The following is a 25110-nucleotide window of genomic DNA, read 5'->3' as shown; positions in this document are numbered from 1 at the left end:
GGGTGACGGCCCTCGTGAGAGCCTACGGCGCAACCTCCGTGGGCGCCGACTCGTGCTGGTCTACCCTCCGCAGTCGCCGGATCGCGGCCCACTGCCGTCCGTCTCGGCCGGGCGACCAGATCGCCACGAACACCGCCCCGACCACCAGTAGCGCCGAGAGCACGAACAACGCTTGGTCGGCGGCCTGCATGAACGCGTCTCGGGCGAAGTCGGCCAACTGCTCGCCCTGCGGACCCATCTGTTCGGAGATCGACAGCGCATGGGCCAGCGAATCGGTTGCGGCGTCGCGTATCCGCTCGGGCATAGCGCCGAGCTTCGGGGCCAGCGCGTTCTGGTACACGGCGGCCAGGACCGATCCCGCCACCGCGATGCCGACGGCGGCGCCGACCTCGCGGGTGGCGTCGTTGACCGCCGAGGCCACGCCCTGCTTCTCGTCGGGCACGGCGTTCATGATCGCCGAAGTCGTCGGCGCCGTGCACAGTCCGATGCCCGACGCAGCGAGCAGCATCGGCCACATGAGGTCCAGGAAGGTCGCGTCGGCCGCCAGGAACCGCATGAGGAACAGGCCCGAGGCAAGCAGGAGCAGGCCGACCGTGACCGCGAAGCGCAGACCCACCTTCGGCAGATACAGCGGCAGTGTGCCGCCGAGAATCAGCACCGGGAAGGCCAACGGCGAGAGGGCGAATGCGGTCTCCAGCGCGCTGTAGCCCATGACCAGCTGCATGAACTGCATTGCGACGTAGAAGAACCCGAAGTTCGCGATGAACAGGAACGTGATGCCTGCGGCGCCGGTGGCGAAATCCGGTCGCCGGAAGAGCCGGACATCGAGTAGCGGATGCGCACGGCGCAGCTGCACCACGGCGAACAGCCCCGCCAGCACCACCCCGGCGCCCAGGCAGCCGAGCACGGCCGGGTCGGTCCACCCCCGCACGGGCGCCTCGACGACGCCGAGCACGAAGACCGCGATCGCGGTGCCGACCAGCACCGCGCCGATCCAGTCGATCGGCGTGGCGGTCTCGTCGCGGGAGGAGCCGATGGTGCAGGTCGCCACGAACATCAGCAGCGCCCCGCCGGCGAACATGTAGAAGATCGACTGCCACGAGAAGTAGTGCAGGAGAATGCCGGTGCCGAGGAAGCCGAAGATCGCGCCCGACCCCGCCACGCCGGCCCAGATGCCGACGGCCTTGTTGCGCTCGGACTTCGGGAACGCGGCGGTGAGCAGCGAGAGCGTGGCGGGCATGATGAGCGCCGCACCGACGCCGGCGGCGGCCCGCGCGATGATGATCTGCATCGGGCTGTCGAACAGCACTGGGGCCAGCGAGGCCACGGCGAAGATCGCGAGGCCCACCAGGAGCGCACCCCGCCGGCCGTAGCGGTCGCCGATGGCGCCCGCCGGCAGCAGCAGGCAGGCCAGCGCCAGCGTGTAGCCGTCGACGATCCAGGTCAACTGGGACTGCGTCGCGGAGGTCTGCAGCGCGATGTCGGGCAGCGCGGCGTTGAGCGCCACCATCGACGAGATCACCATCAACACGTCGACGCTGGCGACGGCGAGCAGCCAGATCCGCTTCCGGTTGGACAGTGCGGCGCTCTCGGTGTCGTCGAGTCCGGTGCGTGGGAGGGTGTCGACCATGTCGTCTCTCTTCAGCAAGGTTTCGAGAGCGCGCCCCCAAAACGTGTAACGAGACTAACAGTCTCGTAGCAAGACCGATAGTCTTGTTACCCGCCTGGGAGATGATGTAAACGATGACTGAAGCCAGCGGTGACCCGCGCCCCGCCCGTTCGCGCGCCCGCCTGCTCGAGGCCGCGACGACGTTGCTGCGCACGGGTGGGCCCCACGCGGTGACGATCGATGCGGTCACCCGCACCGCCAACGTCGCCAGGGCCACGCTCTACCGGCATTTCACCGGCGCCAACGATCTGCTGGCCGCGGCGTTCCAGAGCCTGTTGCAGCCGGCGCCGATGCCACCGGTCGAGGGCGGCCTACGCGACCAGCTGATCGCCGTGGTCGTCGGCTGGGCCGATGCCATCTCGGAGGTGCCCACCACCCTGGCCGCGATGACGTGGCTCGCCTCCGGGCCCGACCTCGGGCCGTGGGCCGAGGCGCGCGATCCCAACGCGGGCAGCTCCGTCGCCTCGCTGCGCGAGCGGATTCTGCAGTCCTACGCCGCACCGTTCGACGCGATCTTCGACGGCCCCGCGGCCACCGACCTCGACCTCGACGAGAAGGGCCGCATCCAGGCCATCGCCCTGCTCATCGGTCCGCTGATCCTCGGCCGGATGAGCACCCTGGCCGACTTCGACTACCGTGCCTGCGCCGAGGCGGCCGTGGACGGCTTTCTGGCCACCCACACCGTCAGCGCAAGGAGTACCGGATCGGCAGGTGCTTGAGTCCGCCGACGAAGACGGTGGACGACAGTTCGGGCTCGCCGGCCAGCTCGATGTGGTCCAGGCGCGGCAGCAGTTCGGTGAACAGGCTGTTCATCTCCATCCGCGCGAGTGCGGCGCCCAGGCAGAAGTGCACGCCGTAGCCGAAGGCGAGGTGCTTGTTCGGGTCGCGGCTCACATCGAAGCGGAACGGCTCGTCGAAGATCTCTTCGTCCCGGTTCGCGGAAACGTAAGCGAGATAGACTGATTCGCCTTTCGCGATCGGCACGCCCCGCACCTCGGTGTCCTCGGCTGCGGTGCGCATGAACTCCTTGACCGGGGTGGACCAGCGGATCATCTCCTCCACCGCCGTGCCCATGAGCCCGGGATCGTCCTTGAGGCGCTGCATCTCGCCCGGGTTCTCGATGAGTGCGAGGAGGCCGCCCGAGATCGCATCCTTGGTGGTGTCATGGCCGGCGCTGGCCACGATCACGTAGTAGGACGCGGTGTCGACCTCGGAGAGCGGTTCACCGTCGATGCGGCCGTTGGCGATCGCGGATGCCAGGTCGCCGGTCGGGTGCTCCCGCCGCGAGGCCGTCAGTCGGGCGAAGTAGTCGAAGAAGTCGAGCAGCACCGCCATCTGCTCCTCCGGCGTGGTGCCGCGTTTGTACTCTTCGTCGTCGCCGCCGAACAACTCCTGGGTCAGGGCGTGCATCCGGCCGAAATCCTCTTCGGGCAATCCGAGCAGCGACATGATCACGTACAGCGGGAAGTTGACCGCGATCTCGGTGACGAAGTCGCACTCCGGGCCGATGTCGCGCATCCTGTCGACGTAGCGTTTGGCGAGCTCGTCGACGCGAACCTTCAAGTCGCGCATGGCTTTCGGGCGGAACCAGTCCGCGCCGATGGCCCGCACCTTGCGGTGGTGGGGGTCGTCCATGTGGATCAGCGTCCGCAGGCCCATGCCGGCCTCGAGCTGCGCCTTGGCGAGGTCGTCGGCCTCCGCGGTGGACAGCAGCGGACGCGGCTCCGACAGGAAGAGGTCGTTGGCCCGTTCGATCGCCATGATGTCGGCGTGTTTGGTGATCGCCCAGAACGGCCGGTACGGCGGGTTGTCCACCCACGCCACCGGATTGTTGGCCCGTAAGTGGGTCAGAGCCGCATGCAGTCGCTCGTCGTCGGCATACGCCGACGGATCAGCCAGAACCTTGGCTGCCTCGTCCATCGTCGGTGTGCTCATGGGACTCCTCACACGGCTGTTCTTGACGGCTGTCATAAACAAGCTTATGTGATCGGAACCACCAGGAGCGGCTGAGGGTTACCTGTGTCACTTCCCTGTCATCGCAGCGAATACCGGATCGGCAGGTGTTTGAGGCCGCCGACGAAGATCGTCGCGATGAACTCCGGGTCACCGGCCAGCTCGATGGAGTCCAGCCGCGGCACCAGTTCGGTGAAGAAGCTGTTGATCTCCATCCGCGCCAGCGCGGCGCCCAGGCAGAAGTGCACGCCGTAGCCGAACGACAGGTGCTTGTTCGGGTCACGGCCGACGTCGAAGCGGAACGGCTCGTCGAAGATGTCCTCGTCGCGGTTCGCCGAGACGTAGGACAGCAGCACCGACTCGCCCTCCTTGATCGGCACGCCGCGCACCTCGGTGTCGGCCGTGGCGGTGCGCATGAACTCCTTGACCGGGGTGGTCCACCGGATCATCTCCTCGACCGCGGTGCCCATCAGTTCCGGCTGGGCCGCCAGGCGGGCCAACTGGTCCTGGTTCTCGATCAGCGCGAGCAGACCGCCGGAGATGGCGGCGCTCGTGGTGTCGTGGCCGGCGCTGGCGACGATCACGTAGTAGGACAGGCAGTCGATGTCGTTGAGGAATTCACCGTCGATCTTGGCGTTCGCGATCGCCGAGGCCAGATCGTCGGTCGGGTGGGCCCGGCGCTCGGCGGTCAGCGCGGTGAAGTAGCGGAAGAAGTCGGTGATGACCTCGTGCAGTTCCTCCGGGCTCTTGCCGCGGGTGAACTCGTCGTCGTCACCGCCGAACATCTCCTGGGTGAGCTTGAGCATCCGGCCGAAGTCGGACTCGGGCAGGCCCAACAGGGAGAGGATCACGTACAGCGGGAAGTTCACCGCGACCTCCTGGACGAAGTCGCACTCCGGACCCTTCTCCACCATCTTGTCGACGTAGATCTTGGCCAACTCGTCGACGCGGGTCTTCAACGCGCGCATGGCCTTCGGCCGGAACCAGTCCGCGCCGACCTTGCGGATGTCGCGGTGCAGCGGATCGTCCATGTGGATGAGGGTGCGGATGCCGCCGCCCGAGGCGAGGTTGGCCTGCGACAGGTCATCGGTGGCGGCCGTGACGAGCATCGGGCGTGGAGCGTTGATCCACAATTCGTTGTCACGCTCGATGGCCATGATGTCGGCGTGTTTGGTGACCGCCCAGAAGGGCCGGTAGTCGGGCACGTCGACCAGTGACACCGGCGCGTGCTCGCGCAGGTGGGCCAGGGCGGCGTGCAGGCGCGCCTCGTCGGCGTAGGCCTTCGGATCGGCGAGAACCTTCGCCGCGTCGTCGACGATCAGACTGCTCATGATTCCTCGCTCGAAAAGGTGACTTGACGGGTGTCAAAAGTGAGCTTATGTGATCGCCGCCACGGCCGGTAGTCGAGGTCCCGCCAGCACGTCAGTACTGTCAGGGGCGTGCAGCCCGGACCGGTTCGCCACCGCCGGTCGGCGGCGCTACTCCTGGCGCTCGCGCTGGTGGCCGGATGCACCACCGGCGGACCGCCGGACCGGTCCGACCCCGCGGCGAATCCCGACCCCGCGCTGGTCCGCACCGCCTCCGGTGCGCTGCGCGGCACGGTCGCTCCCGATCACCGGTTGTTCGCCGGGATCCCCTATGCCGCGCCACCCGTCGGCGCGCTGCGCTGGCGCCCGCCCGAGCCCGCACCGGCGTGGGACGGCGAACGCCAGGCCACCTGGTCCGGTCCGCGCTGCCTGCAGGACCCGGGCGGTGACCTCGAGCTCGGCAGGCAGACCGACGAGGACTGCCTGACGCTCAACGTGTGGACCCCGCCGGTGTCGGAGGGGAAACGCCCGGTGATGGTGTGGATCCACGGGGGCGCGTTCGTCAACGGCAGCGGCGGTGTCTACGACGCCCGCCGCCTGGCCGCGGGCGGCGACATCGTCGTCGTCACCGTCAACTACCGGCTCGGCACCATGGGGTTCCTGGCGCACCCGGCACTGGGGGAGCCCGGTGACGTCGGCAACTACGGGTTGGCCGATCAGCAGGCCGCGCTGCGGTGGGTGCGCGACAACATCGCCGAGTTCGGCGGCGACCCCACGAAGGTGACCGTGGCCGGTGAATCCGCGGGCGGGATGTCGGTGTGCGACCACCTCGTCGCGCCCGGCTCCGAGGGGCTGTTCCGGGCCGCGGTCATCCAGAGCGCACCCTGTCAGGCGCAGGCGCCGCTGCCCGTGGCCGAACGACGCAGCCTCGACTACGCCGCCGAGGTCGGCTGCCCGGATCCGGCCACGGCCGCCGAGTGCCTGCGCGCGCTGCCCGCCGACACACTGCGCAAACCCGTCTGGTTCGTCGAGATCGGCGCCGACCAGCTCACCGGGCCGGTCACCGGAACCACGGCCCTGCCAGTCGACCCGGTCCGGGCCATCGCCGACGGGACGGCGGCGAAGGTGCCGGTCCTGATAGGCACGAACCGCGACGAGTTCACCCTGTTCGTCGCGCTGCGCTACCTGCAGCACAATGACCGGTACACCCCGGAGCAGTACCCCGGCCTGCTGGCCGACACCTTCGGACCGGACGCCGAGAAGGTCGCCGCGCGCTACCCGATCGACCACTTCGGGCCCGACCCCCGCCAGAGCGTGCCGCTGGCCTATGCGGCGACCGTCACCGACGGTGAATTCGCCTGCATCGCCGACCGCATGGCCGCCGAACTCGGGGGCGCAGGCGCCCCCGTCTACGCCTACGAGTTCAACGACCGGGCTGCCCCGGCCCCCGAGCCGCTGCAGACGCTGCCGTTCCCCGTCGGCGCCAGCCACTCACTCGAGTTGCGCTACCTGTTCGACGTCGGCGGCGCGCCGCCGCTGACCCCGGAGCAGCAGGCGCTGTCCGACCAGATGATCGACTACTGGAGCGCCTTCGTCGCTGCAGGTGCGCCGTCGGCCCCCGGCGCTCCCGAGTGGCCGCAGTTCGGAGCCGGTTCCTATCTGTCTCTGCACCCCGGCGGCAGCAGCATGACGAGCGATTACGCGCAGGAACACCAGTGCGCATTCTGGGCCGGCCTGGAACACTGAGAGGGCGGTTGCCCGCAGGTCCGCAGGGATTTGGACGAGGCCCGATCGTCAGGCATACTGTTCGGGTTGCCTTGAGCCGGGTCGGTGCCTGTTCGGACCGACTCGCGGAGGCATCCGACCGGCGCCCGCACGGGCGCATCGGTCCCACCTCTCGAGTGTGACGGATTTCCGCCGGATTCGAGTGCGCGTAGGGCGACACACCCGACCGCGGGGACCGGTGGACCACAGACAGGTAAACAGCGGCGGCAATAGCCAACACCAGGCCGCGCTGGGGTTTCCCAGCGCGGGCAACAAGCAGGAGTGAGGTAGGAAAAGCGTGGCGGGACAAAAGATCCGCATCAGGCTCAAGGCCTACGACCACGAGGCCATCGATGCCTCGGCGCGCAAGATCGTGGAGACGGTCACCCGTACCGGTGCCAGCGTGGTGGGCCCCGTGCCGCTGCCGACCGAGAAGAACGTGTACTGCGTCATCCGCTCACCGCACAAGTACAAGGACTCGCGTGAGCACTTCGAGATGCGTACTCACAAGCGGTTGATCGACATCCTCGACCCGACGCCGAAGACCGTCGACGCGCTCATGCGCATCGACCTCCCGGCCAGCGTCGACGTGAACATCCAGTAGGAGACCCGAGAAATGGCACGTAAAGGCATTCTGGGCACCAAGCTGGGCATGACGCAGGTGTTCGACGAGAACAACAAGGTCGTGCCGGTGACGGTCGTCAAGGCAGGCCCGAACGTCGTGACCCGGATCCGTACCCCGGAGCGCGACGGTTACAGCGCGGTGCAGATCGCCTACGGCGAGATCAGCCCCCGCAAGGTCAACAAGCCGGTGACCGGTCAATTCGCCGCCGCAGGCGTCAACCCGCGCCGCCACCTCGCCGAGCTCCGGCTCGACGACGAGTCGGCGGCCGCGGACTACGAGGTCGGCCAGGAGCTCACCGCCGAGGTCTTCGCCGAGGGCGCCTACGTCGACGTGACCGGCACCAGCAAGGGCAAGGGCTTCGCCGGCACCATGAAGCGCCACGGCTTCCGTGGCCAGGGTGCCGCGCACGGCGCCCAGGCCGTGCACCGCCGGCCCGGTTCGATCGGTGGCTGCGCCACCCCGGGCCGCGTGTTCAAGGGCACCCGCATGTCGGGCCGTATGGGCAGCGACCGGGTCACCACGCAGAACCTGGTGGTGCACAAGGTCGACGCCGCCAACGGCGTTCTCCTCATCAAGGGCGCCATCCCCGGCCGCAACGGTGGACTGGTGATGGTCCGCAGCGCAATCAAGCGAGGCGAGAAGTAAATGGCAACCACAATCGAGGTCAAGACGCCGGCCGGGACCACCGACGGTTCCGTCGAACTGCCTGCTGAGCTGTTCGACGTCGAGGCCAACATCGCGCTGATGCACCAGGTCGTGAACGCGCAGCTGGCCGCCAAGCGGCAGGGCACGCACTCGACCAAGACCCGCGGTGAGGTCTCCGGCGGCGGCAAGAAGCCGTACCGGCAGAAGGGCACCGGCCGCGCGCGCCAGGGTTCGACCCGGGCGCCGCAGTTCACCGGTGGTGGCATCGTCCACGGCCCGCAGCCGCGCGACTACAGCCAGCGCACCCCGAAGAAGATGATCGCCGCCGCCCTGCGCGGGGCGCTCTCGGACCGGGCGCGCAACGGCCGCATCCACGCGGTCACCGAGCTGGTGGAGGGTCAGACCCCGTCGACCAAGAGCGCCAAGGCGTTCCTGTCGTCGCTGACCGAGCGTAAGCAGGTCCTGATCGTCATCGGCCGCACCGATGAGACCAGCGAGCGCAGCGTGCGCAACCTGCCCGGTGTGCACATCATCTCGCCGGATCAGCTCAACACCTACGACGTGCTCAAGGCCGACGACGTGGTGTTCAGCGTCGAGGCGCTGAACGCCTACATCACGGCCAACACCAAGGAGGTTTCGGCCTGATGGCAACCGTGACTGATCCCCGCGACATCATCCTGGCGCCGGTCATCTCGGAGAAGTCCTACGGACTGATCGAGGACAACGTCTACACGTTCATCGTGCACCCGGACTCGAACAAGACCCAGATCAAGATCGCCATCGAGAAGATCTTCAAGGTCAAGGTCGACTCGGTGAACACGGCCAACCGGCAGGGCAAGCGCAAGCGCACCCGCACCGGTTTCGGTCAGCGCAAGAGCACCAAGCGCGCGATCGTGACCCTGGCCGCGGGAAGCAAGCCGATCGACCTGTTCGGAGCACCGGCCTGAGCCGGGCGAGAAGCTAGAGAGACTTAAGAGAAATGGCAATTCGCAAGTACAAGCCGACGACCCCCGGTCGCCGCGGTGCCAGCGTCTCCGATTTCGCCGAGATCACTCGCTCGACCCCGGAGAAGTCGCTGGTCCGTCCCCTGCACGGGAAGGGCGGACGCAACGCGCACGGTCGGATCACCACCCGGCACAAGGGCGGTGGCCACAAGCGTGCCTACCGCGTGATCGACTTCCGTCGCCACGACAAGGACGGCGTCGACGCCAAGGTCGCCCACATCGAGTACGACCCCAACCGCACCGCGAACATCGCGCTGCTGCACTACCTGGACGGCGAGAAGCGCTACATCATCGCGCCGTACGGGCTGAAGCAGGGCGCGATCGTGGAGTCCGGCGCCAACGCCGACATCAAGCCGGGCAACAACCTGCCGCTGCGCAACATCCCCGCCGGCACCGTGATCCACGCTGTGGAGCTGCGGCCCGGCGGCGGCGCGAAGCTGGCCCGCTCGGCCGGTGTCAGCATCCAGCTGCTGGGCAAGGAGGGCACCTACGCCTCCCTGCGTATGCCGTCCGGTGAGATCCGTCGCGTCGACGTGCGCTGCCGCGCCACCGTCGGCGAGGTCGGCAACGCCGAGCAGGCCAACATCAACTGGGGCAAGGCCGGCCGGATGCGGTGGAAGGGCAAGCGCCCGACCGTCCGTGGTGTCGTGATGAACCCGGTCGACCACCCGCACGGCGGTGGTGAGGGCAAGACCTCCGGTGGTCGCCACCCGGTCAGCCCGTGGGGCAAGCCCGAGGGCCGCACCCGCAAGCCGAACAAGCCGAGCGACAAGCTCATCGTCCGACGCCGGCGCACCGGCAAGAAGCGCTAGGCCGGGGAAGGAACCAAAGCGATGCCACGCAGCCTGAAGAAGGGCCCGTTCGTCGACGACCATCTGCTCAAGAAGGTCGACGTGCAGAACGAGAAGAACACCAAGCAGGTCATCAAGACCTGGTCGCGTCGGTCGACCATCATCCCCGACTTCATCGGTCACACCTTCGCGGTCCACGACGGCCGCAAGCACGTGCCGGTGTTCGTCACCGAGGCGATGGTCGGGCACAAGCTGGGCGAGTTCGCCCCCACCCGCACCTTCAAGGGTCACATCAAGGATGACCGGAAGAGCAAGAGGCGATGACTACCACGATTGAGTATCCGTCCGCGACCGCCAAGGCCCGCTTCGTGCGCGTCTCGGCGACCAAGGCGCGCCGGGTGATCGACCTGGTTCGCGGCAAGAGCGTCGAGGAAGCCCTCGACATCCTGCGGTGGGCGCCGCAGCAGGCCAGTGAGCCGGTTGCCAAGGTGATCGCCAGCGCCGCGGCCAACGCGCAGAACAACGAGGGTCTCGACCCGTCGACGCTCGTGGTCGCCGCCATCTACGCCGACGAGGGCCCGACGGCCAAGCGCATCCGCCCGCGTGCCCAGGGGCGTGCGTTCCGGATCCGCAAGCGCACCAGCCACATCACCGTGATCGTCGAGAGCCGGCCGAGCCGTGAGGGCCGCCGCGGCGGCGCCGGCGAGTCCGCCGGTGGTTCGCGCGCGCGTCGCGCCCAGGGCAGCAAGGCCGCTGCAGCGAAGAAGGCCCCGGCGAAGGCCGCCACGACCACTGAAGCTTCCGAAGAAGCGAAGGGAGGCTCGCAGTAGTGGGCCAGAAGATCAACCCGCACGGCTTCCGCCTCGGCATCACCACCGACTGGAAGTCGCGGTGGTACGCAGACAAGCAGTACAAGGACTACGTCAAGGAAGACGTGGCGATCCGGCGGCTGCTGGCCACCGGTCTCGAGCGCGCCGGCATCGCCGACGTGGAGATCGAGAGGACTCGCGACCGCGTCCGTGTGGACATCCACACCGCGCGTCCGGGCATCGTCATCGGTCGCCGCGGCACCGAGGCCGACCGCATCCGCGCCGACCTGGAGAAGCTCACCAAGAAGCAGGTGCAGCTCAACATCCTCGAGGTGAAGAACCCCGAGTCGCAGGCTCAGCTCGTCGCCCAGGGTGTCGCCGAGCAGCTCTCCAATCGTGTGGCGTTCCGCCGCGCGATGCGCAAGGCGATCCAGTCCGCGATGCGTCAGCCGAACGTCAAGGGCATCCGGGTGCAGTGCTCGGGCCGCCTCGGTGGCGCCGAGATGAGCCGCTCGGAGTTCTACCGCGAAGGTCGCGTCCCGCTGCACACGCTGCGCGCCGACATCGACTACGGCCTGTACGAGGCCAAGACCACCTTCGGCCGCATCGGCGTGAAGGTGTGGATCTACAAGGGCGACATCGTCGGTGGCAAGCGTGAGCTGACCGCCGCGGCGCCCGCGGGTGCCGACCGCCCGCGCCGTGAGCGTCCGTCGGGCAGCCGCCCGCGTCGCAGCGGTGCGTCGGGGACCACGGCCACCAGTACCGACGCCGGTCGCGCCGCCACCAGCGGCACCCAGGAAGCCCCGGCCGCGGCCGAGGCCGCCGCCGGCACCGAGGCAGCTGCAGGAGCGGCCGCCGAGACGACCCCCCAGAATCCAGGGAGCTGAGCATGCTGATCCCTCGTAAGGTCAAGCACCGCAAGCAGCATCACCCCCGACAGCGCGGCATCGCCAGCGGTGGCACGTCGGTGAGCTTCGGTGACTATGGCATCCAGGCGCTCGAACACGCCTACATCACCAACCGGCAGATCGAGTCCGCTCGTATCGCCATCAACCGGCACATCAAGCGTGGCGGCAAGGTGTGGATCAACATCTTCCCGGACCGTCCGCTGACCAAGAAGCCCGCCGAGACCCGCATGGGTTCCGGTAAGGGTTCGCCGGAGTGGTGGGTCGCCAACGTCAAGCCCGGCCGCGTGCTCTTCGAGCTGAGCTACCCGGACGAGAAGACCGCGCGTGACGCGCTGACCCGCGCGATCCACAAGCTGCCGATCAAGGCGCGCATCGTGACCAGAGAGGAGAACTTCTGATGGCAGTTGGAGTTTCGCCTGGTGAACTGCGCGAACTGAGTGACGACGAGCTGACCGAGCGTCTGCGCGAGTCGAAGGAAGAGCTGTTCAACCTTCGCTTCCAGATGGCCACGGGCCAGCTGTCCAACAACCGCCGGCTTCGTGTCGTGCGGCAGGAGATCGCGCGTGTGTACACCGTGCTGCGCGAACGTGAACTGGGCCTGGCTTCCGGGCCCGCAGGTGAGGAATCGTAATGGCAGAGACAGCCAAGGGACCGGCGTACACCCCGCGCACCGAGAAGCCGCGTAACCGCCGCAAGACGGCCATCGGCTACGTGGTCAGCGACAAGATGGATAAGACCATCGTGGTCGAGCTGGAGTCGCGCAAGAGCCACCCGCTCTACGGCAAGATCATCCGGACCACCACCAAGGTCAAGGCGCACGACGAGAACGGCGAAGCCGGTGTCGGCGACCGCGTCTCGCTGATGGAGACCCGCCCGCTGTCGGCCACCAAGCGCTGGCGGCTCGTGGAGATCCTCGAGAAGGCCAAGTAACCACGTCTGCGGACGACCCGACACGCATTTGCGTGTCGGGTTTTTCCGTTTCAGGCGGAGGTGGTGCGCGCGGCGATGCCGTCGAGCAGTTGCGCCAGCCCGGAGCGGAATCCGGCTTCCTCACCGTCGGCATCGTCGAACACGCCCGCGTCGACAGCCGCCGCCAACGCGGGTAGCCGGTCCGCGTCGACCACGCGGCGCAGGACGGCGGAATAGCCGAAGTCCCGGCCGGCGCCGTCCAGGGCGAGCGCGGCCGCACCCCTGACGAAATTCAGGATCGCCATCACGGCGGCAAGCTTGTCGCGTTCAGTCAGACGGGTGCCGGCCAGCGCCGCCAGGCCGGCGTCGAGCCACGCCAGTTGACCCGGGTCCAGCGGGGGACCGGCTTTCGCGGTCTGCAGGATCCACCGGTGCCGGTGGTAGACGGCCCAGAGGCCGTGTGCCCAATTCTCCAGAGCCGCACGCCAATCCGCCTCACCGCGGGTCGGCGGTGGACCGGGCGCCTGCGAAACCATGAACGTGAGCAGCTCGTCCTTGTTGGCGACGTGGCGGTAGAGCGACATCGTGCCGCAGCCCAGCCGCTCGGCCAGGCGGGCCATCGACAGCGCGCCGAGTCCCTCGGCGTCGGCGAGTTCGATCGCCGCGGCGACGATGCGATGCCTGCTGAGCCCGCGCGGGCGAGCGGCGTTCGGGGGCGGCTCCTGCCACAGGAGTTCCAGCGCCCGGGGGAGCGGCGCCTCATCACGATCGTGGCCTGACATCGCCTCGACACTATCGGTCGCAGCCATGGTGCGTATGCCGTACGCTTTATGCGTATGACATACGCATATTTCGAGGGGCGCCCGCGGGCGGTGACGCCTCTGGTCCTCGTGGTCCTCGTCGTAACCGGATTTCTCGCGTACTCCGTGCCGCCGTACCTGACGGGCGGTTCCCGCGTTCCGCCGACCTTCACGCTGCACCACCCACTCCTGGTGGCCCACGTCCTGCTGGCCACCGTGGCGATGGTGGCCGTCGTCGCGCAGATGTGGGCCAAGCGGTCACGCCTGCACCCGTGGATCGGGCGGGTCTACGTGTTCACAGCGCTGCCGGCGGCGGCCTCGGCACTGGTGATCGGGGCGATGACGCCGTTCGGTCCGATCCTCGCGGTGAGCAACGTGATCCTGGCGACGCTGTGGCTGTGGTTCACGCTCACCGGGTATCGGCACGGCCGGCGGCGGCGGTTCGCTGCCCATCGCGTCGCGATGATCTACAGCGGCACACTCGCGCTGTCGGTCATCACCAACCGCATCTGGACGCCGCTGCTGGCCGTGGCGTTGATCCCGTTGCAGCAGAACTTGTTCGGCGGTGACCACAAGTCATACGTATATCTGGTCGCCGGCCTCGGCGGTTGGCTGGGATGGCTCGTCCCACTGGCCGCCGTGCGGTGGTGGATGACGCGTCGATGCGTGACCGTCCCGTCGCCCGAACCCCATGAAGTGGAGACACCGTCGGTGTAATCTCCGTGCGTGGTCACGGACTTCAACGGCAAGATCGAACTGGACATCCGCGATTCCGAGCCGGATTGGGGGCCGTACGCCGCGCCGACCGCGCCCGAGGGTGCGCCCAACGTGCTGTACCTCGTGTGGGACGACACCGGCATCGCGACGTGGGACTGCTTCGGCGGACTGGTGGAGATGCCGGCGATGGGCCGCATCGCCGAACGCGGTGTGCGCCTTTCGCAGTTCCACACCACCGCGCTGTGCTCGCCGACCCGGGCCTCCCTGCTCACCGGCCGCAATCCCACCACCGTCGGCATGGCCACCATCGAGGAGTTCACCGACGGCTTCCCGAACTCGAACGGGCGCATCCCCTTCGACACCGCGCTGATCTCGGAGGTGCTCGCGGAGAACGGGTACAACACCTACTGCGTCGGCAAGTGGCACCTCACGCCGCTCGAGGAATCGAATCTCGCTGCCACCAAACGCCACTGGCCGCTGTCACGCGGGTTCGAACGCTTCTACGGGTTCATGGGCGGCGAGACCGACCAGTGGTATCCCGAACTCGTCTACGACAACCACCCGGTCGCCCCGCCGGGAACCCCCGACGACGGCTATCACCTGTCGAAGGATCTGGCCGACAAGACGATCGAGTTCATCCGCGACGCCAAGGTGATCGCCCCGGACAAGCCGTGGTTCTCCTACGTCTGCCCCGGCGCCGGGCACGCCCCGCACCACGTGTTCAAGGAGTGGGCCGACCGCTATGCGGGCCGTTTCGACATGGGTTACGAGCAGTACCGCCACATCGTGCTCGAGAACCAGAAGCGGCTCGGCATCGTCCCGCCGGACACCGAACTCTCGCCGATGAACCCGTACGCCGACGTCAGCGGACCCAACGGGGAGCCGTGGCCCACCCAGGACACCGTGCGACCGTGGGATTCGCTGTCCGACAACGAGAAACGGTTGTTCAGCCGGATGGCGGAGGTGTTCGCCGGGTTCCTGTCCTACACCGACGCGCAGATCGGCAGGATCCTGGACTACCTCGAGGATTCGGGTCAGCTCGACAACACGATCATCGTCGTGATCTCCGACAACGGGGCCAGCGGTGAAGGCGGGCCCGACGGTTCGGTCAACGAGACGAAGTTCTTCAACGGCTACATCGACACCGCCGAGGAAGGCCTGAAGGTCATCGACGACCTCGGCGGCCCGCACACCTACAACCACTATCCGACCGGCTGGGCGATGGCGTTCAACACGCCCTACAAGCTGTTCAAACGCTACGCCTCCCATGAGGGCGGCATCGCCGACACCGCGATCATCTCGTGGCCCGACGGCATCGCCGCCCACGGCGAGGTGCGCGACAACTACGTCAACGTCTGCGACATCACGCCCACGATCTACGACCTGCTCGGCCTCACCGCCCCCGCATCGGTGCGCGGGGTGCCGCAGAAACCGCTCGACGGTGTGAGTTTCAAGGTGACGCTGGACAATCCGACCGCGCCCACCGGCAAGGACACCCAGTTCTACTCGATGCTCGGCACCCGGGGGATCTGGCACCGGGGCTGGTTCGCCAACACCGTGCACGCGGCCTCACCGGCAGGGTGGTCGCACTTCGACGACGACCGCTGGGAGTTGTTCCACATCGAGGCCGACCGCGCGCAGGTGCGTGATCTGGCCGCCGAACAACCCGAGAAACTCGAGGAACTCAAGGCGCTGTGGTTCAGCGAGGCAGCCAAGTACAACGGGCTGCCGCTCGGCGACCTCAACATCTTCGACACCATCGGGCGCTTCCGGCCCACCCTGTCGGGCGCACGCGACGCCTACGTCTACTACCCGGGTACCGCGGACGTCGGAACGGGTGCCGTCGTGGAGATCCAGGGTCGCTCGTTCGTGGTGCTCGCCGAGGTCACCGTCGATGACGACGCCGCACAGGGGGTGGTGTTCAAACACGGCGGCGCACACGGCGGGCACGTGATGTTCGTGCAGGACGGCCGGCTGCACTACGTCTACAACTTCCTCGGTGAGACCGAACAGAAGCTGACGTCGTCGGCGCCGGTCACGTCCGGTCGGCACACCTTCGGCATCGCCTACACCCGCACCGGCGCCGTCGAGGGCAGCCACACCCCCCTCGGTGACGCCGTGCTCTACATCGACGACGACGAGGTCGCGTCGTACGCGGGCATGATGACCCACCCCGGGACGTTCGGTCTGGCCGGCGCCACACTCGCCGTCGGGCGCAACACCGGGTCACCGGTCTCGCGCGACTACCGGCCGCCCTTCGAGTTCACCGGCGGCACCATCGCCCAGATCTCGTTCGACGTCTCCGGCAAGCCCTATCTCGACCTGGAGCGCGAGTTCGCCCGCGCGTTCGCGAGGGACTGACGCCTACGCTGGATCCATGCTGACCGAGCTGGTCGAACTGCCCGGCGGCGCCTACCGGATGGGCTCCACGCAGTTCTACCCGGAGGAAGTGCCGGTCCACACGGTGACCGTCGCACCCTTCGCGATCGAGCGGCATCCCGTCACCAACGCACAGTTCGCCGCGTTCGTCGACGCCACCGGCTACGTCACCGTCGCCGAACAGGAGCTCGATTCCGCCCTGTATCCGGGCGTGCCGCCGGCCGACCTGGTGCCCGGCGCGCTGGTGTTCCAGCCGACCCCGGGGCCGGTGGACCTACGCGACTGGCGGCAGTGGTGGACGTGGTCGCCGGGGGCGTGCTGGCGCCATCCGTTCGGCCCGGGGTCGCACTGGCAGGACCGCCCCGATCACCCCGTCGTCCAGGTCGCCTACCCGGACGCGGCCGCGTACGCGAAGTGGGCCGGCCGCGGACTGCCCACCGAGGCGCAGTGGGAGTACGCCGCCCGCGCGGGCGCTGCCACCACCTACCCGTGGGGTGACGACCCGCAGCCGGGCGGACGGCTGATGGCCAACACCTGGCAGGGCCGCTTCCCGTACCGCAACGACGGTGCGCTCGGCTGGGTCGGCACGTCGCCGGTCGGCGTGTTCCCCGCCAACGACTTCGGCCTGGTCGACATGATCGGCAACGTGTGGGAGTGGACGACCACCCGGTTCTCGGTGCACCACCGGCCCGATGGCGCCGTCGAATCCTGCTGCGGGCCGGCCGATCCCGATCCGTCCGTCAACCAGACCCTCAAGGGCGGCTCGCACCTGTGCGCGCCCGAGTACTGTCACCGGTACCGGCCCGCCGCGCGGTCGCCGCAGTCGCAGGACAGCGCGACCACGCACATCGGCTTCCGCTGCGTGGCCTGACCGCCGCGGTGCTCAGAGGCTGACCTGCGGCGATTTGGTTCTCCGCAGGTCCTCACCTAGAATCAAACGGTTGCCTTGGGCAGACCTCGGCCGATCACGATGCTTGACGCTCTTCGCGCAAGCGCTCATCGCAGACCGGCCCTGCGTGCTCTTCGGTGACAGCAAGGACCGCGTACGTCAGGTCGGTATCTGGCGTGCAGACATAACCAGGTCAGGAGATCGAGTGATTCAGCAGGAATCGCGGTTGAAGGTCGCCGACAACACGGGCGCCAAGGAGATCTTGTGCATCCGCGTTCTCGGTGGTTCATCGCGACGCTACGCAGGCATCGGTGATGTCATCGTGGCCACCGTCAAGGAAGCCATCCCCGGCGCCAACGTCAAGCGCGGCGACGTCGTCAAGGCCGTCGTGGTGCGCACCGTCAAGGAGCGCCGCCGCGCCGACGGCAGCTACATCAAGTTCGACGAGAACGCCGCGGTGATCATCAAGAACGACAACGACCCGCGCGGCACCCGCATCTTCGGGCCCGTCGGCCGCGAACTGCGCGAGAAGCGCTTCATGAAGATCGTCTCGCTCGCCCCGGAGGTGTTGTAGATGAAGGTCCACAAGGGCGACACCGTGCTGGTGGTCTCCGGTAAGGACAAGGGCGCCAAGGGCAAGGTCATCCAGGCCTACCCCGACCGCAACAAGGTCCTCGTCGAGGGCGTCAACCGCATCAAGAAGCACACCGCGCAGTCGGCGAACGAACGCGGCGCATCGTCGGGCGGCATCGTCACCCAGGAGGCGCCGATCCACGTGTCCAACGTGATGGTGGTCGACTCCGACGGCAACCCCACCCGAGTCGGCTACCGCTTCGACGAAGAGACCGGCAAGAAGGTGCGTATCTCGAAGCGCAACGGCAAGGACATCGGCTGACATGACCACGGTAGAGAACACTGAGAAGACCCTCCCCCGGCTGAAGCAGCGCTACCGCGAGGAGATCCGCGAGTCGCTGCAGCAGCAGTTCGGCTACGCCAACGTGATGCAGATCCCGGGCGTCGTGAAGGTCGTCGTGAACATGGGCGTCGGTGACGCCGCGCGCGACGCGAAGCTGATCAACGGCGCGGTCAACGACCTCGCCCTGATCACCGGCCAGAAGCCGGAGATCCGTCGGGCCCGCAAGTCCATCGCCCAGTTCAAGCTGCGCGAGGGCATGCCGATCGGCGCCCGCGTCACGCTGCGCGGCGACCGCATGTGGGAGTTCCTGGACCGCCTCGTCGCGATCGCCCTGCCGCGTATCCGCGACTTCCGCGGCCTGAACCCCAAGCAGTTCGACGGCACCGGCAACTACACCTTCGGCCTGACCGAGCAGTCGATGTTCCACGAGATCGACGTCGACAGCATCGACCGCCCGCGCGGCATGGACATCACCGTCGTGACCTCGGCGACCAACGACGACGAGGGTCGGGCGTTGCTGCGGGCCCTGGGCTTCCCCTTCAAGGAGAACTGAGCTAATGGCAAAGAAAGCACTGGTCAACAAGGCCAACAAAAAGCCGAAGTTCAAGGTGCGGGGTTACACCCGCTGCCAGCGCTGCGGTCGTCCGCACGCCGTCTTCCGCAAGTTCGGCCTGTGCCGGATCTGCCTGCGCGAGATGGCCCACGCCGGCGAACTGCCCGGCGTGCAGAAGTCCAGCTGGTAAGCCAGCCCAACCACTAACAGAGCAGTTGCGGAAGGCCCTGGTTCACATGGGAACCGCCGCGAGAAAGGTGAACCGGCTGTCATGACCATGACGGATCCGATCGCAGACTTCTTGACACGTCTGCGCAACGCCAATTCGGCGTACCACGATGAGGTGGCCCTGCCACACAGCAAGATCAAGGCGAACATCGCCGAGATCCTCAAGGCGGAGGGCTACATCTCCGACTACCGCACCGAGGACGCCCGCGTGGGTAAGTCGCTCGTTGTGCAGCTCAAGTACGGCCCAAGCCGTGAGCGCAGCATCGCCGGCCTGCGACGGGTGTCCAAGCCCGGTCTGCGGGTCTACGCGAAGTCCACCAATCTGCCTCGGGTGCTCGGCGGCCTGGGCGTGGCGATCATCTCCACGTCCTCGGGTCTGCTCACCGATCGTCAGGCAGCACGATCCGGCGTGGGCGGCGAAGTCCTCGCCTACGTGTGGTGAGGGGGTAGGAAACATGTCGCGTATTGGTAAGCAGCCGGTTCCGGTTCCCGCCGGAGTCGATGTGACGATCGAGGGCCAGAACGTGTCGGTGAAGGGGCCCAAGGGTTCTCTGTCGCTGGCCGTCGCCGAGCCCATCGCCGTGGCGCGTGACGACGAAGGCGCCATCGTGGTGACCCGGCCCAATGACGAGCGGCGCAACCGTTCGCTGCACGGGCTGTCCCGCACCCTGGTCGCCAACCTCGTCGAGGGCGTCACGCAGGGTTACACCACCAAGATGGAGATCTACGGCGTCGGTTACCGCGTCGCGCTCAAGGGGTCCAACCTGGAGTTCGCGCTCGGTTACAGCCACCCCGTGGTCATCGAGCCGCCGGAGGGCATCACCTTCGCGGTCGAGACGCCCACGAAGTTCTCGGTCTCGGGTATCGACAAGCAGAAGGTCGGCCAGATCTCGGCGATCATCCGTCGTCTGCGCCGCCCCGACCCCTACAAGGGCAAGGGCGTGCGTTACGAGGGTGAGCAGATCCGCCGCAAGGTCGGAAAGACAGGTAAGTAAGCGATGGCTACAGCTGAAGCAACCAAGCAGCACAAGCCGGTCGGGGCGAACATCTCCCAGACGCGCCGGCGGGACCGCATCCGCCGCCACGCACGGCTGCGCAAGAAGGTCTCGGGTACCGCGCAGCGGCCCCGTCTGGTCGTGAACCGCTCCTCCCGGCACATCCACGTACAGTTGGTGGACGACCTCACCGGCACGACGCTGGCCGCCGCATCCTCGATCGAGGGTGACGTGCGGGCGGTCGACGGTGACAAGAAGGCGCACAGCGTGCGGGTCGGTCAGCTGATCGCCGAGCGCGCGAAGGCGGCGGGTATCGACGAGGTGGTCTTCGACCGTGGCGGTTACAGCTACGGCGGACGGATCGCCGCGCTCGCCGACGCCGCTCGTGAAGGCGGGCTGAAGTTCTGATGACCGACGTGTACAAGACTGGAAGGACTGCATGATGGCCGAGCAGGCAACCAATGCCGGGCCGGCGACATCCGACGGCCGCGGCGGGCGGGACGACCGTGGTGGTCGTGGCCGCCGCGACGACCGTGGCGGCCGTGGCCGCGACGGCGGCGACAAGAGCAACTACCTGGAGCGGGTCGTCTCGATCAACCGCGTCTCCAAGGTGGTCAAGGGTGGCCGTCGCTTCAGCTTCACCGCGCTGGTGATCGTCGGTGACGGCAACGGCATGGTCGGTGTCGGCTACGGCAAGGCCAAGGAAGTCCCGGCCGCCATCGCCAAGGGTGTCGAGGAGGCTCGCAAGGGCTTCTTCCGCGTGCCGCTGATCGGCGGGACCATCGTGCACCCGGTGCAGGGTGAGGCCGCCGCAGGCGTCGTCATGCTGCGCCCGGCGAGCCCCGGTACCGGTGTGATCGCCGGTGGCGCGGCCCGTGCGGTGCTGGAATGCGCCGGCGTCCACGACATCCTGGCCAAGTCCCTGGGCAGCGACAACGCGATCAACGTGGTCCATGCCACCGTTGCCGCGCTGAAGATGATCCAGCGTCCTGAAGAGGTCGCGGCCCGTCGCGGTCTGCCCCTCGAGGACGTCGCGCCGGCCAGCATGCTCAAGGCCCGGCGTGAGGCCGACGCGCTCGCCGCGTCCTCGTCACGTGAAGGGTCGGTGTGATCATGGCGGAACTGAAGATCACCCAGGTGCGCGGCACCATCGGTGCGCGCTGGAAGCAGCGGGAGAGCCTGCGCACGCTCGGCTTGCGGAAGATCCGCCAGTCGGTCGTCCGTGAGGACAACGCGCAGACCCGCGGCCTCATCAAGACCGTGCATCACCTCGTAGAGGTGGAGGAAGTGCAATGACAGAGCCGATCAAACTCCACGACCTGAAGCCGGCTCCGGGGTCGAAGACCGCTAAGACGCGTCTCGGCCGCGGTGAGGGCTCGAAGGGTAAGACCTCGGGCCGCGGCACCAAGGGCACCAAGGCCCGCAAGAACGTCCCCTCGACGTTCGAGGGCGGCCAGATGCCGATCCACATGCGGCTGCCGAAGCTCAAGGGCTTCCGTAACCGCTTCCGCACCGAGTACGCCGTCATCAACGTCGGCGACCTCGAGCGGCTGTTCCCGAACGGTGGCGACATCGGCGTCGACGAGCTGGTGGCCTCCGGCGCCGTTCGCAAGAACACGCTGGTGAAGGTGCTCGGAGACGGCAAGCTGACCGCTGCGGTCAACGTGTCCGCTCACAAGTTCAGCGGCAGCGCCCGCGAGAAGATCACGGCGGCAGGCGGTTCGGCGACTGAGCTGTCCTGACACGTCCGCAGGAGACCCCGCACACCTCGGTGTGTCGGGGTCTTCTTGCGTCCGGGCCTCGTCCTCGGGTCCAGAGGATCGGTGAAGGATTCCGGACGCCGCGTTATGGGCGCGGGACCGCCTGGGCCATAGCGTTTCGGCGTATGAACACAGTGCTCATCACCGGTTGCTCCTCGGGCTACGGACTCGCGACCGCCCAGCGGTTCCACCGCGAGGGCTGGAACGTCGTCGCAACCATGCGCACACCTCACGACGAGGTGTTGGCTCCGGGGGAGCGGCTGACCGTGCTGCGGCTGGACGTGACCGATCCCGTGAGCATCGCTGATGCGGTGACGGCCAGTGGGCCGATCGATGTGCTCGTGAACAACGCGGGAATCGGGGCCGTCGGCGCGTTCGAGGGCACGCCGATGGCGCTCGTCCGGGAATTGTTCGACACCAACACCTTCGGGGTGATGGCGATGACCCAGGCCGTCATTCCGCAGATGCGCGAGCGGCGCTCGGGTGTCGTGGTCAACGTGACGTCGTCGGTGACGTTGGCGGCGATGCCGCTCGCGGCCGCCTACACCGCGAGCAAGACGGCGATCGAGGGGTTCACCGCGTCGTTGGCGCTCGAACTCGAATTCTTCGGTGTGCGAGCCAAACTCGTGCAGCCGGGTTACGGGCCGTCGACACAGTTCACCGCCAACGGCAGCGAGCGCATGGACGGCGCGATCCCCGAGCCCTACGCGGCGTTCGCCGAGCCGGTGTTCGCATCCTTCAGCCGGCCCGGTCCGGTGACCACGGCCGAAGATGTCGCGGAGGTGGTGGTCCGCGCCGCCGAGGACACGTCGGGACAATTGCGGTTTCCGGCCGGGCCGGATGCGGTGGCGTTGGCTGCTTCTGCCCAATAGTTTGTCGGGTGTGAACCCTGACGACGGGTTGGGACCGGTCGAGACGCTGGTGTCTCTGCTGCGACCGACGACGGTCGAGTCGAAGATCATCAGCGGGGCCGGCGAGTGGAGCGTGCGGGAGGCTCGCTACGCCGACCCTGCGTTCTGCGTGATGCTCCGGGGTTCGTGCGTGCTGCGACTCGACGGCCACGGCCCGATCGAATTGCATGCCGGTGACTTCATGTTCCTGACGGACATGCCCGGGTTCGTCATGGCGAGCGGGCATGGCGTCATCCCGACGGAGGCGGTGGTGAGGCCGGTGACCGGGGAGGCGCGGCACGGTGATCGCGACGGCCCCGCGGCCATGCGGATGCTGGGCGGATACTTCCGGTTCGAACCGGAGAACGCGCCGCTGCTGGCACCGCTGTTGCCGCGGATCGTCCTCGTGCGTCACGACGAGGCTCGGGCGTCCCGGTTGCGCCGGATCGTCGAGCTCATCGGCGAGGAGACCGATACGGCAGCGCCGTGCGACCTGATCCTGGTGCGGCTCGTCGAGGTGCTGCTGGTCGAGGCCATGCGGTTGCGTGCCGCGCCGGTGGACGGTGTGGAGCGGGGTCTGATCGCGGGTCTGGGCGATCCTCTGCTGGCCCCGGCCCTTCGAGCTCTGCATGCCGACCTCGCGTACGGGTGGACGGTCGAACGCCTCGCACGCGCGGCCGGGGCATCGCGGGCGGTGTTCGCCGAACGGTTCAGCCGCACAATGGGAATGCCGCCGATGCAGTATCTGGCGCAGTGGCGGATGGCGGTGGCGAAGGACATGCTGCGCAACGAAGACGTGTCGATGGCGGAGGTGGCGCGCCGGACGGGTTACCTGTCGGCGAGCGCGTTCACCACCGCCTTCACCCGGATGACGGGGTCGTCGCCGAGCGCGTTCGCTCGGGCATCGGGCTGAGATCTATCCACAGCGGCGAATTCATCCACAGGCTCTGTCCCCATGAGACTTTCGCCGGTGGTTTGTGTCGGGGGTGCTGGGGAGTGTTGGTGGTGTGTTTGATGGATCGCTGCCCGAGATCGCCGACCTGCAGGGGTTGGACTATGCGGCGTTGGTGTCGGCGGCGGCGGGGTGGGCGCGGGTGGAGGCGGCTGCGGCGGCGCGCAAGCAGGCCACCATGGCCGAACTGTTCGGCCGCGCCACCTCCCTGAACACCCCCGAAGATCGCGACGCGTGGTTCGTCGACCCGGAAAAAGCCGTCGGCAACGAGTTGGGTGCCGCGCAGAACATCAGCGCCGGCATGGCGATCAACCAGGCCCTGCGGGGGGTGATGCTGCGCGACCGGCTACCGAAGGTGGGGGCGTTGTTCGCCGACGGGCTGATCAGCGACATGCTGGCCCGCGCAATCGTCTACCGCACCGCCCTGGTCACCGACCCCGCCGCGATGGCCGCCATCGACACCGCGCTGGCCGAGCAGGTCACCCGCTGGGGTGCCTGGTCGGAGAAGAAGACCCAGCAGGCCATCGACGCCCTGGTCGCCGTCCACGATCCGGGGGCGCTGCGCCGCAAACGGACCGCCACCAACGCCCGCACAGTCGAGTACGGGTCACCGTTGGACGAAGCCGGCTTCACCACCGTATGGGCGCGGCTGTACGCCTCGGACGCCGCCGCGCTCGAAGAACGCCTCGACGAACTCGCCCACACCGTGTGTTCCGATGACCCGCGCACGCTCAAAGAGCGCCACGCCGACGCCGTCGGCGCGCTCGCCGCCGGCGCCACACAGATGCACTGCGAATGCGGCAACGACACCTGCGAAGCCACCCGAGGCGACCACCGACCCCGCAACGTCATCGTCCACGTCGTCACCACCGACAACACCCTCACCCAGGCACAAGCACGACGGGCCAACCGCAGCGCAACCGAGGATGTTTCGCCCGCACCGACGCCGGAGCCGTCGGAGCCGCCGACCGAATCCATCGACACGCCAGGTGCGTCGGTGCCGACAGAGCCGCCGACCGAGCCCATCGACACGCCAGCCGAACCCGACCGCGCGGACGGTCCGGACGCCGCCGAGCTGACTCCCGACCGCGCGGACGGTCCGGACGCCGCCGAGCTGACTCCCGACCGCGCGGAGGAGTCCACCCCGGCCGAGGATCCGGCCGCCCCGGAGGCGCCGGCTTCGACCACCACGGGCACGTCGCGGCCCGCGAAATGCCAACCCACGCAGGCAGGTACCGCTGAACCCGAGCAGGTGCCCGACACCGCGGCTCCCGAACAGGAGAACGCCGCTGCGTCACCCGAGGACACCACCAGGGTGTCCGAGGCACAGGGCCTCGTATCACCCTGCCCTGCAGAGGCTTACGTGATGGGTGGTGGCCTCATCGGCCCCGACGTGCTGGCCGGTCTGCTCGACCGCGCCACAATCCGCACCATCACCCACCCCGGCACCAGTCCACCCGAAAACCGCTACCGGCCCTCCCAAGCCCTGCAGGACTTTGTCCGCGCCCGCGACCTGACCTGCCGTTTCCCCCGCTGCGACAGACCCGCCCACCTTTGTGACATCGACCACGCCGTGCCCTACCCCGCCGGACCCACCAGCGCATCCGACCTCCGATGCCTCTGCCGCGAACACCACCTCCTCAAAAC

General features: G+C 68.0%; 33 protein-coding genes. 29 read left to right on the top strand and 4 right to left on the bottom strand.

Annotated features, from left to right (window positions below):
• Positions 1–22: 22 nt before the first annotated feature.
• Complete coding sequence (locus AU195_RS19880; protein WP_059160774.1) at positions 23–1630, bottom strand: MFS transporter; 1608 nt, start codon at positions 1628–1630, stop codon at positions 23–25.
• Positions 1631–1743: 113 nt separating this feature from the next.
• Here AU195_RS19880 and AU195_RS19875 point away from each other — a divergent pair, with 113 nt between their 5' ends.
• On the top strand, positions 1744–2388 hold the full coding sequence (locus AU195_RS19875) for a TetR/AcrR family transcriptional regulator (RefSeq protein WP_059160773.1): 645 nt from the start codon (positions 1744–1746) through the stop codon (positions 2386–2388).
• On the opposite strand, the gene AU195_RS19870 is transcribed toward AU195_RS19875, so the two are convergent.
• A complete protein-coding gene (locus AU195_RS19870) occupies positions 2354–3604 on the bottom strand; it encodes a cytochrome P450 (RefSeq protein WP_059160772.1) in 1251 nt (416 codons plus the stop codon). The genes AU195_RS19875 and AU195_RS19870 overlap by 35 nt on opposite strands.
• A 98-nt stretch (positions 3605–3702) precedes the next feature.
• Entirely contained in the window at positions 3703–4953 is a 1251-nt protein-coding gene (locus AU195_RS19865; protein ID WP_059160771.1) for a cytochrome P450, read from the bottom strand.
• A 108-nt stretch (positions 4954–5061) separates the two neighbouring features.
• Between AU195_RS19865 and AU195_RS19860 the strand changes: the two genes are divergently transcribed.
• From AU195_RS19860 to rpsQ, 12 genes are all read left to right on the top strand, one after another.
• Entirely contained in the window at positions 5062–6675 is a 1614-nt protein-coding gene (locus AU195_RS19860) for a carboxylesterase/lipase family protein (protein WP_059160770.1), read from the top strand.
• A gap of 316 nt (positions 6676–6991) precedes the next feature.
• Complete coding sequence (gene rpsJ / locus AU195_RS19855; protein WP_003883485.1) at positions 6992–7297, top strand: 30S ribosomal protein S10; 306 nt, start codon at positions 6992–6994, stop codon at positions 7295–7297.
• Between the two features lie 12 nt (positions 7298–7309).
• A complete protein-coding gene (gene rplC, locus AU195_RS19850) occupies positions 7310–7963 on the top strand; it encodes a 50S ribosomal protein L3 (RefSeq protein WP_059160769.1) in 654 nt (217 codons plus the stop codon).
• Positions 7964–8608, top strand: a complete 645-nt coding sequence (gene rplD / locus AU195_RS19845) for a 50S ribosomal protein L4 (protein WP_059160768.1) — start codon at positions 7964–7966, stop codon at positions 8606–8608.
• Positions 8608–8910, top strand: coding sequence for a 50S ribosomal protein L23 (gene rplW, locus AU195_RS19840; RefSeq protein ID WP_059096551.1), 303 nt, complete (start codon positions 8608–8610; stop codon positions 8908–8910). The genes rplD and rplW overlap by 1 nt, the downstream gene beginning before the upstream one ends.
• 32 nt (positions 8911–8942) lie before the next feature.
• On the top strand, positions 8943–9779 hold the full coding sequence (gene rplB / locus AU195_RS19835; RefSeq protein ID WP_059096552.1) for a 50S ribosomal protein L2: 837 nt from the start codon (positions 8943–8945) through the stop codon (positions 9777–9779).
• Between the two features lie 21 nt (positions 9780–9800).
• Positions 9801–10082: a 30S ribosomal protein S19 gene (rpsS, locus tag AU195_RS19830; RefSeq protein ID WP_003892827.1), complete on the top strand. Its 282-nt coding sequence runs from the start codon at positions 9801–9803 to the stop codon at positions 10080–10082.
• Positions 10079–10588 carry a 50S ribosomal protein L22 gene (gene rplV, locus AU195_RS19825; RefSeq protein WP_059160767.1) on the top strand — a complete coding sequence of 170 codons (510 nt, stop codon included), beginning with the start codon at positions 10079–10081 and terminating at the stop codon, positions 10586–10588. Before rpsS ends, rplV begins: the two co-directional genes overlap by 4 nt.
• Positions 10588–11454, top strand: a complete 867-nt coding sequence (gene rpsC, locus AU195_RS19820; protein WP_059160766.1) for a 30S ribosomal protein S3 — start codon at positions 10588–10590, stop codon at positions 11452–11454. Before rplV ends, rpsC begins: the two co-directional genes overlap by 1 nt.
• Positions 11455–11456: 2 nt before the next feature.
• Complete coding sequence (gene rplP / locus AU195_RS19815) at positions 11457–11873, top strand: 50S ribosomal protein L16 (protein ID WP_059096555.1); 417 nt, start codon at positions 11457–11459, stop codon at positions 11871–11873.
• Positions 11873–12106 carry a 50S ribosomal protein L29 gene (rpmC, locus tag AU195_RS19810; protein ID WP_059160765.1) on the top strand — a complete coding sequence of 78 codons (234 nt, stop codon included), beginning with the start codon at positions 11873–11875 and terminating at the stop codon, positions 12104–12106. The genes rplP and rpmC overlap by 1 nt, the downstream gene beginning before the upstream one ends.
• Positions 12106–12405: a 30S ribosomal protein S17 gene (rpsQ, locus tag AU195_RS19805; protein ID WP_059160764.1), complete on the top strand. Its 300-nt coding sequence runs from the start codon at positions 12106–12108 to the stop codon at positions 12403–12405. The genes rpmC and rpsQ overlap by 1 nt, the downstream gene beginning before the upstream one ends.
• Before the next feature lie 50 nt (positions 12406–12455).
• Here rpsQ and AU195_RS19800 read toward each other — a convergent pair whose 3' ends face one another.
• The gene (locus tag AU195_RS19800; RefSeq protein ID WP_059160763.1) at positions 12456–13166 is read right to left on the bottom strand and encodes a TetR/AcrR family transcriptional regulator; all 711 of its coding nucleotides are present in this window, start codon (positions 13164–13166) and stop codon (positions 12456–12458) included.
• A gap of 54 nt (positions 13167–13220) precedes the next feature.
• Here AU195_RS19800 and AU195_RS19795 point away from each other — a divergent pair, with 54 nt between their 5' ends.
• The 16 genes from AU195_RS19795 to AU195_RS19720 form a co-directional block, all read left to right on the top strand.
• Positions 13221–13901, top strand: coding sequence for a DUF2306 domain-containing protein (locus AU195_RS19795; RefSeq protein WP_059160909.1), 681 nt, complete (start codon positions 13221–13223; stop codon positions 13899–13901).
• A 9-nt stretch (positions 13902–13910) separates the two neighbouring features.
• Positions 13911–16262: an arylsulfatase gene (locus AU195_RS19790; protein WP_059160762.1), complete on the top strand. Its 2352-nt coding sequence runs from the start codon at positions 13911–13913 to the stop codon at positions 16260–16262.
• Positions 16263–16278: 16 nt separating this feature from the next.
• Entirely contained in the window at positions 16279–17151 is an 873-nt protein-coding gene (locus AU195_RS19785) for a formylglycine-generating enzyme family protein (RefSeq protein WP_059160761.1), read from the top strand.
• Between the two features lie 223 nt (positions 17152–17374).
• Positions 17375–17743 (top strand): 50S ribosomal protein L14, encoded by a 369-nt coding sequence (gene rplN / locus AU195_RS19780; RefSeq protein WP_011558441.1) that lies wholly within the window; start codon positions 17375–17377, stop codon positions 17741–17743.
• Positions 17744–18064, top strand: a complete 321-nt coding sequence (rplX, locus tag AU195_RS19775) for a 50S ribosomal protein L24 (protein WP_059096562.1) — start codon at positions 17744–17746, stop codon at positions 18062–18064. It begins immediately after the preceding gene.
• A 1-nt stretch (position 18065) separates the two neighbouring features.
• Entirely contained in the window at positions 18066–18638 is a 573-nt protein-coding gene (gene rplE / locus AU195_RS19770) for a 50S ribosomal protein L5 (protein ID WP_059096563.1), read from the top strand.
• Between the two features lie 4 nt (positions 18639–18642).
• On the top strand, positions 18643–18828 hold the full coding sequence (locus AU195_RS19765) for a type Z 30S ribosomal protein S14 (protein ID WP_011558444.1): 186 nt from the start codon (positions 18643–18645) through the stop codon (positions 18826–18828).
• 81 nt (positions 18829–18909) lie between these two features.
• Positions 18910–19308, top strand: coding sequence for a 30S ribosomal protein S8 (gene rpsH / locus AU195_RS19760; RefSeq protein ID WP_059096564.1), 399 nt, complete (start codon positions 18910–18912; stop codon positions 19306–19308).
• 13 nt (positions 19309–19321) lie between these two features.
• On the top strand, positions 19322–19861 hold the full coding sequence (gene rplF / locus AU195_RS19755; protein WP_059160760.1) for a 50S ribosomal protein L6: 540 nt from the start codon (positions 19322–19324) through the stop codon (positions 19859–19861).
• A gap of 3 nt (positions 19862–19864) precedes the next feature.
• Complete coding sequence (rplR, locus tag AU195_RS19750) at positions 19865–20269, top strand: 50S ribosomal protein L18 (RefSeq protein WP_059160759.1); 405 nt, start codon at positions 19865–19867, stop codon at positions 20267–20269.
• 34 nt (positions 20270–20303) lie between these two features.
• A complete protein-coding gene (gene rpsE / locus AU195_RS19745; RefSeq protein WP_172800642.1) occupies positions 20304–20972 on the top strand; it encodes a 30S ribosomal protein S5 in 669 nt (222 codons plus the stop codon).
• A gap of 2 nt (positions 20973–20974) precedes the next feature.
• A complete protein-coding gene (gene rpmD, locus AU195_RS19740; protein ID WP_059089865.1) occupies positions 20975–21157 on the top strand; it encodes a 50S ribosomal protein L30 in 183 nt (60 codons plus the stop codon).
• A complete protein-coding gene (rplO, locus tag AU195_RS19735; RefSeq protein WP_059160757.1) occupies positions 21154–21603 on the top strand; it encodes a 50S ribosomal protein L15 in 450 nt (149 codons plus the stop codon). Before rpmD ends, rplO begins: the two co-directional genes overlap by 4 nt.
• Positions 21604–21746: 143 nt before the next feature.
• Entirely contained in the window at positions 21747–22493 is a 747-nt protein-coding gene (locus AU195_RS19730) for an SDR family oxidoreductase (RefSeq protein ID WP_059160756.1), read from the top strand.
• Positions 22462–23424: an AraC family transcriptional regulator gene (locus AU195_RS19725; protein WP_059160755.1), complete on the top strand. Its 963-nt coding sequence runs from the start codon at positions 22462–22464 to the stop codon at positions 23422–23424. The genes AU195_RS19730 and AU195_RS19725 overlap by 32 nt, the downstream gene beginning before the upstream one ends.
• A 94-nt stretch (positions 23425–23518) precedes the next feature.
• Positions 23519–25110: HNH endonuclease signature motif containing protein (locus tag AU195_RS19720; RefSeq protein WP_059160754.1), on the top strand; the 1592-nt coding region annotated here is incomplete at its 3' end.

This window comes from Mycobacterium sp. IS-1496 (assembly GCF_001499995.1).
Taxonomy (GTDB): domain Bacteria; phylum Actinomycetota; class Actinomycetes; order Mycobacteriales; family Mycobacteriaceae; genus Mycobacterium.
Note: the sequence above shows the minus strand (reverse complement) of the source record. Positions and strands in the feature narration are given on the sequence as shown.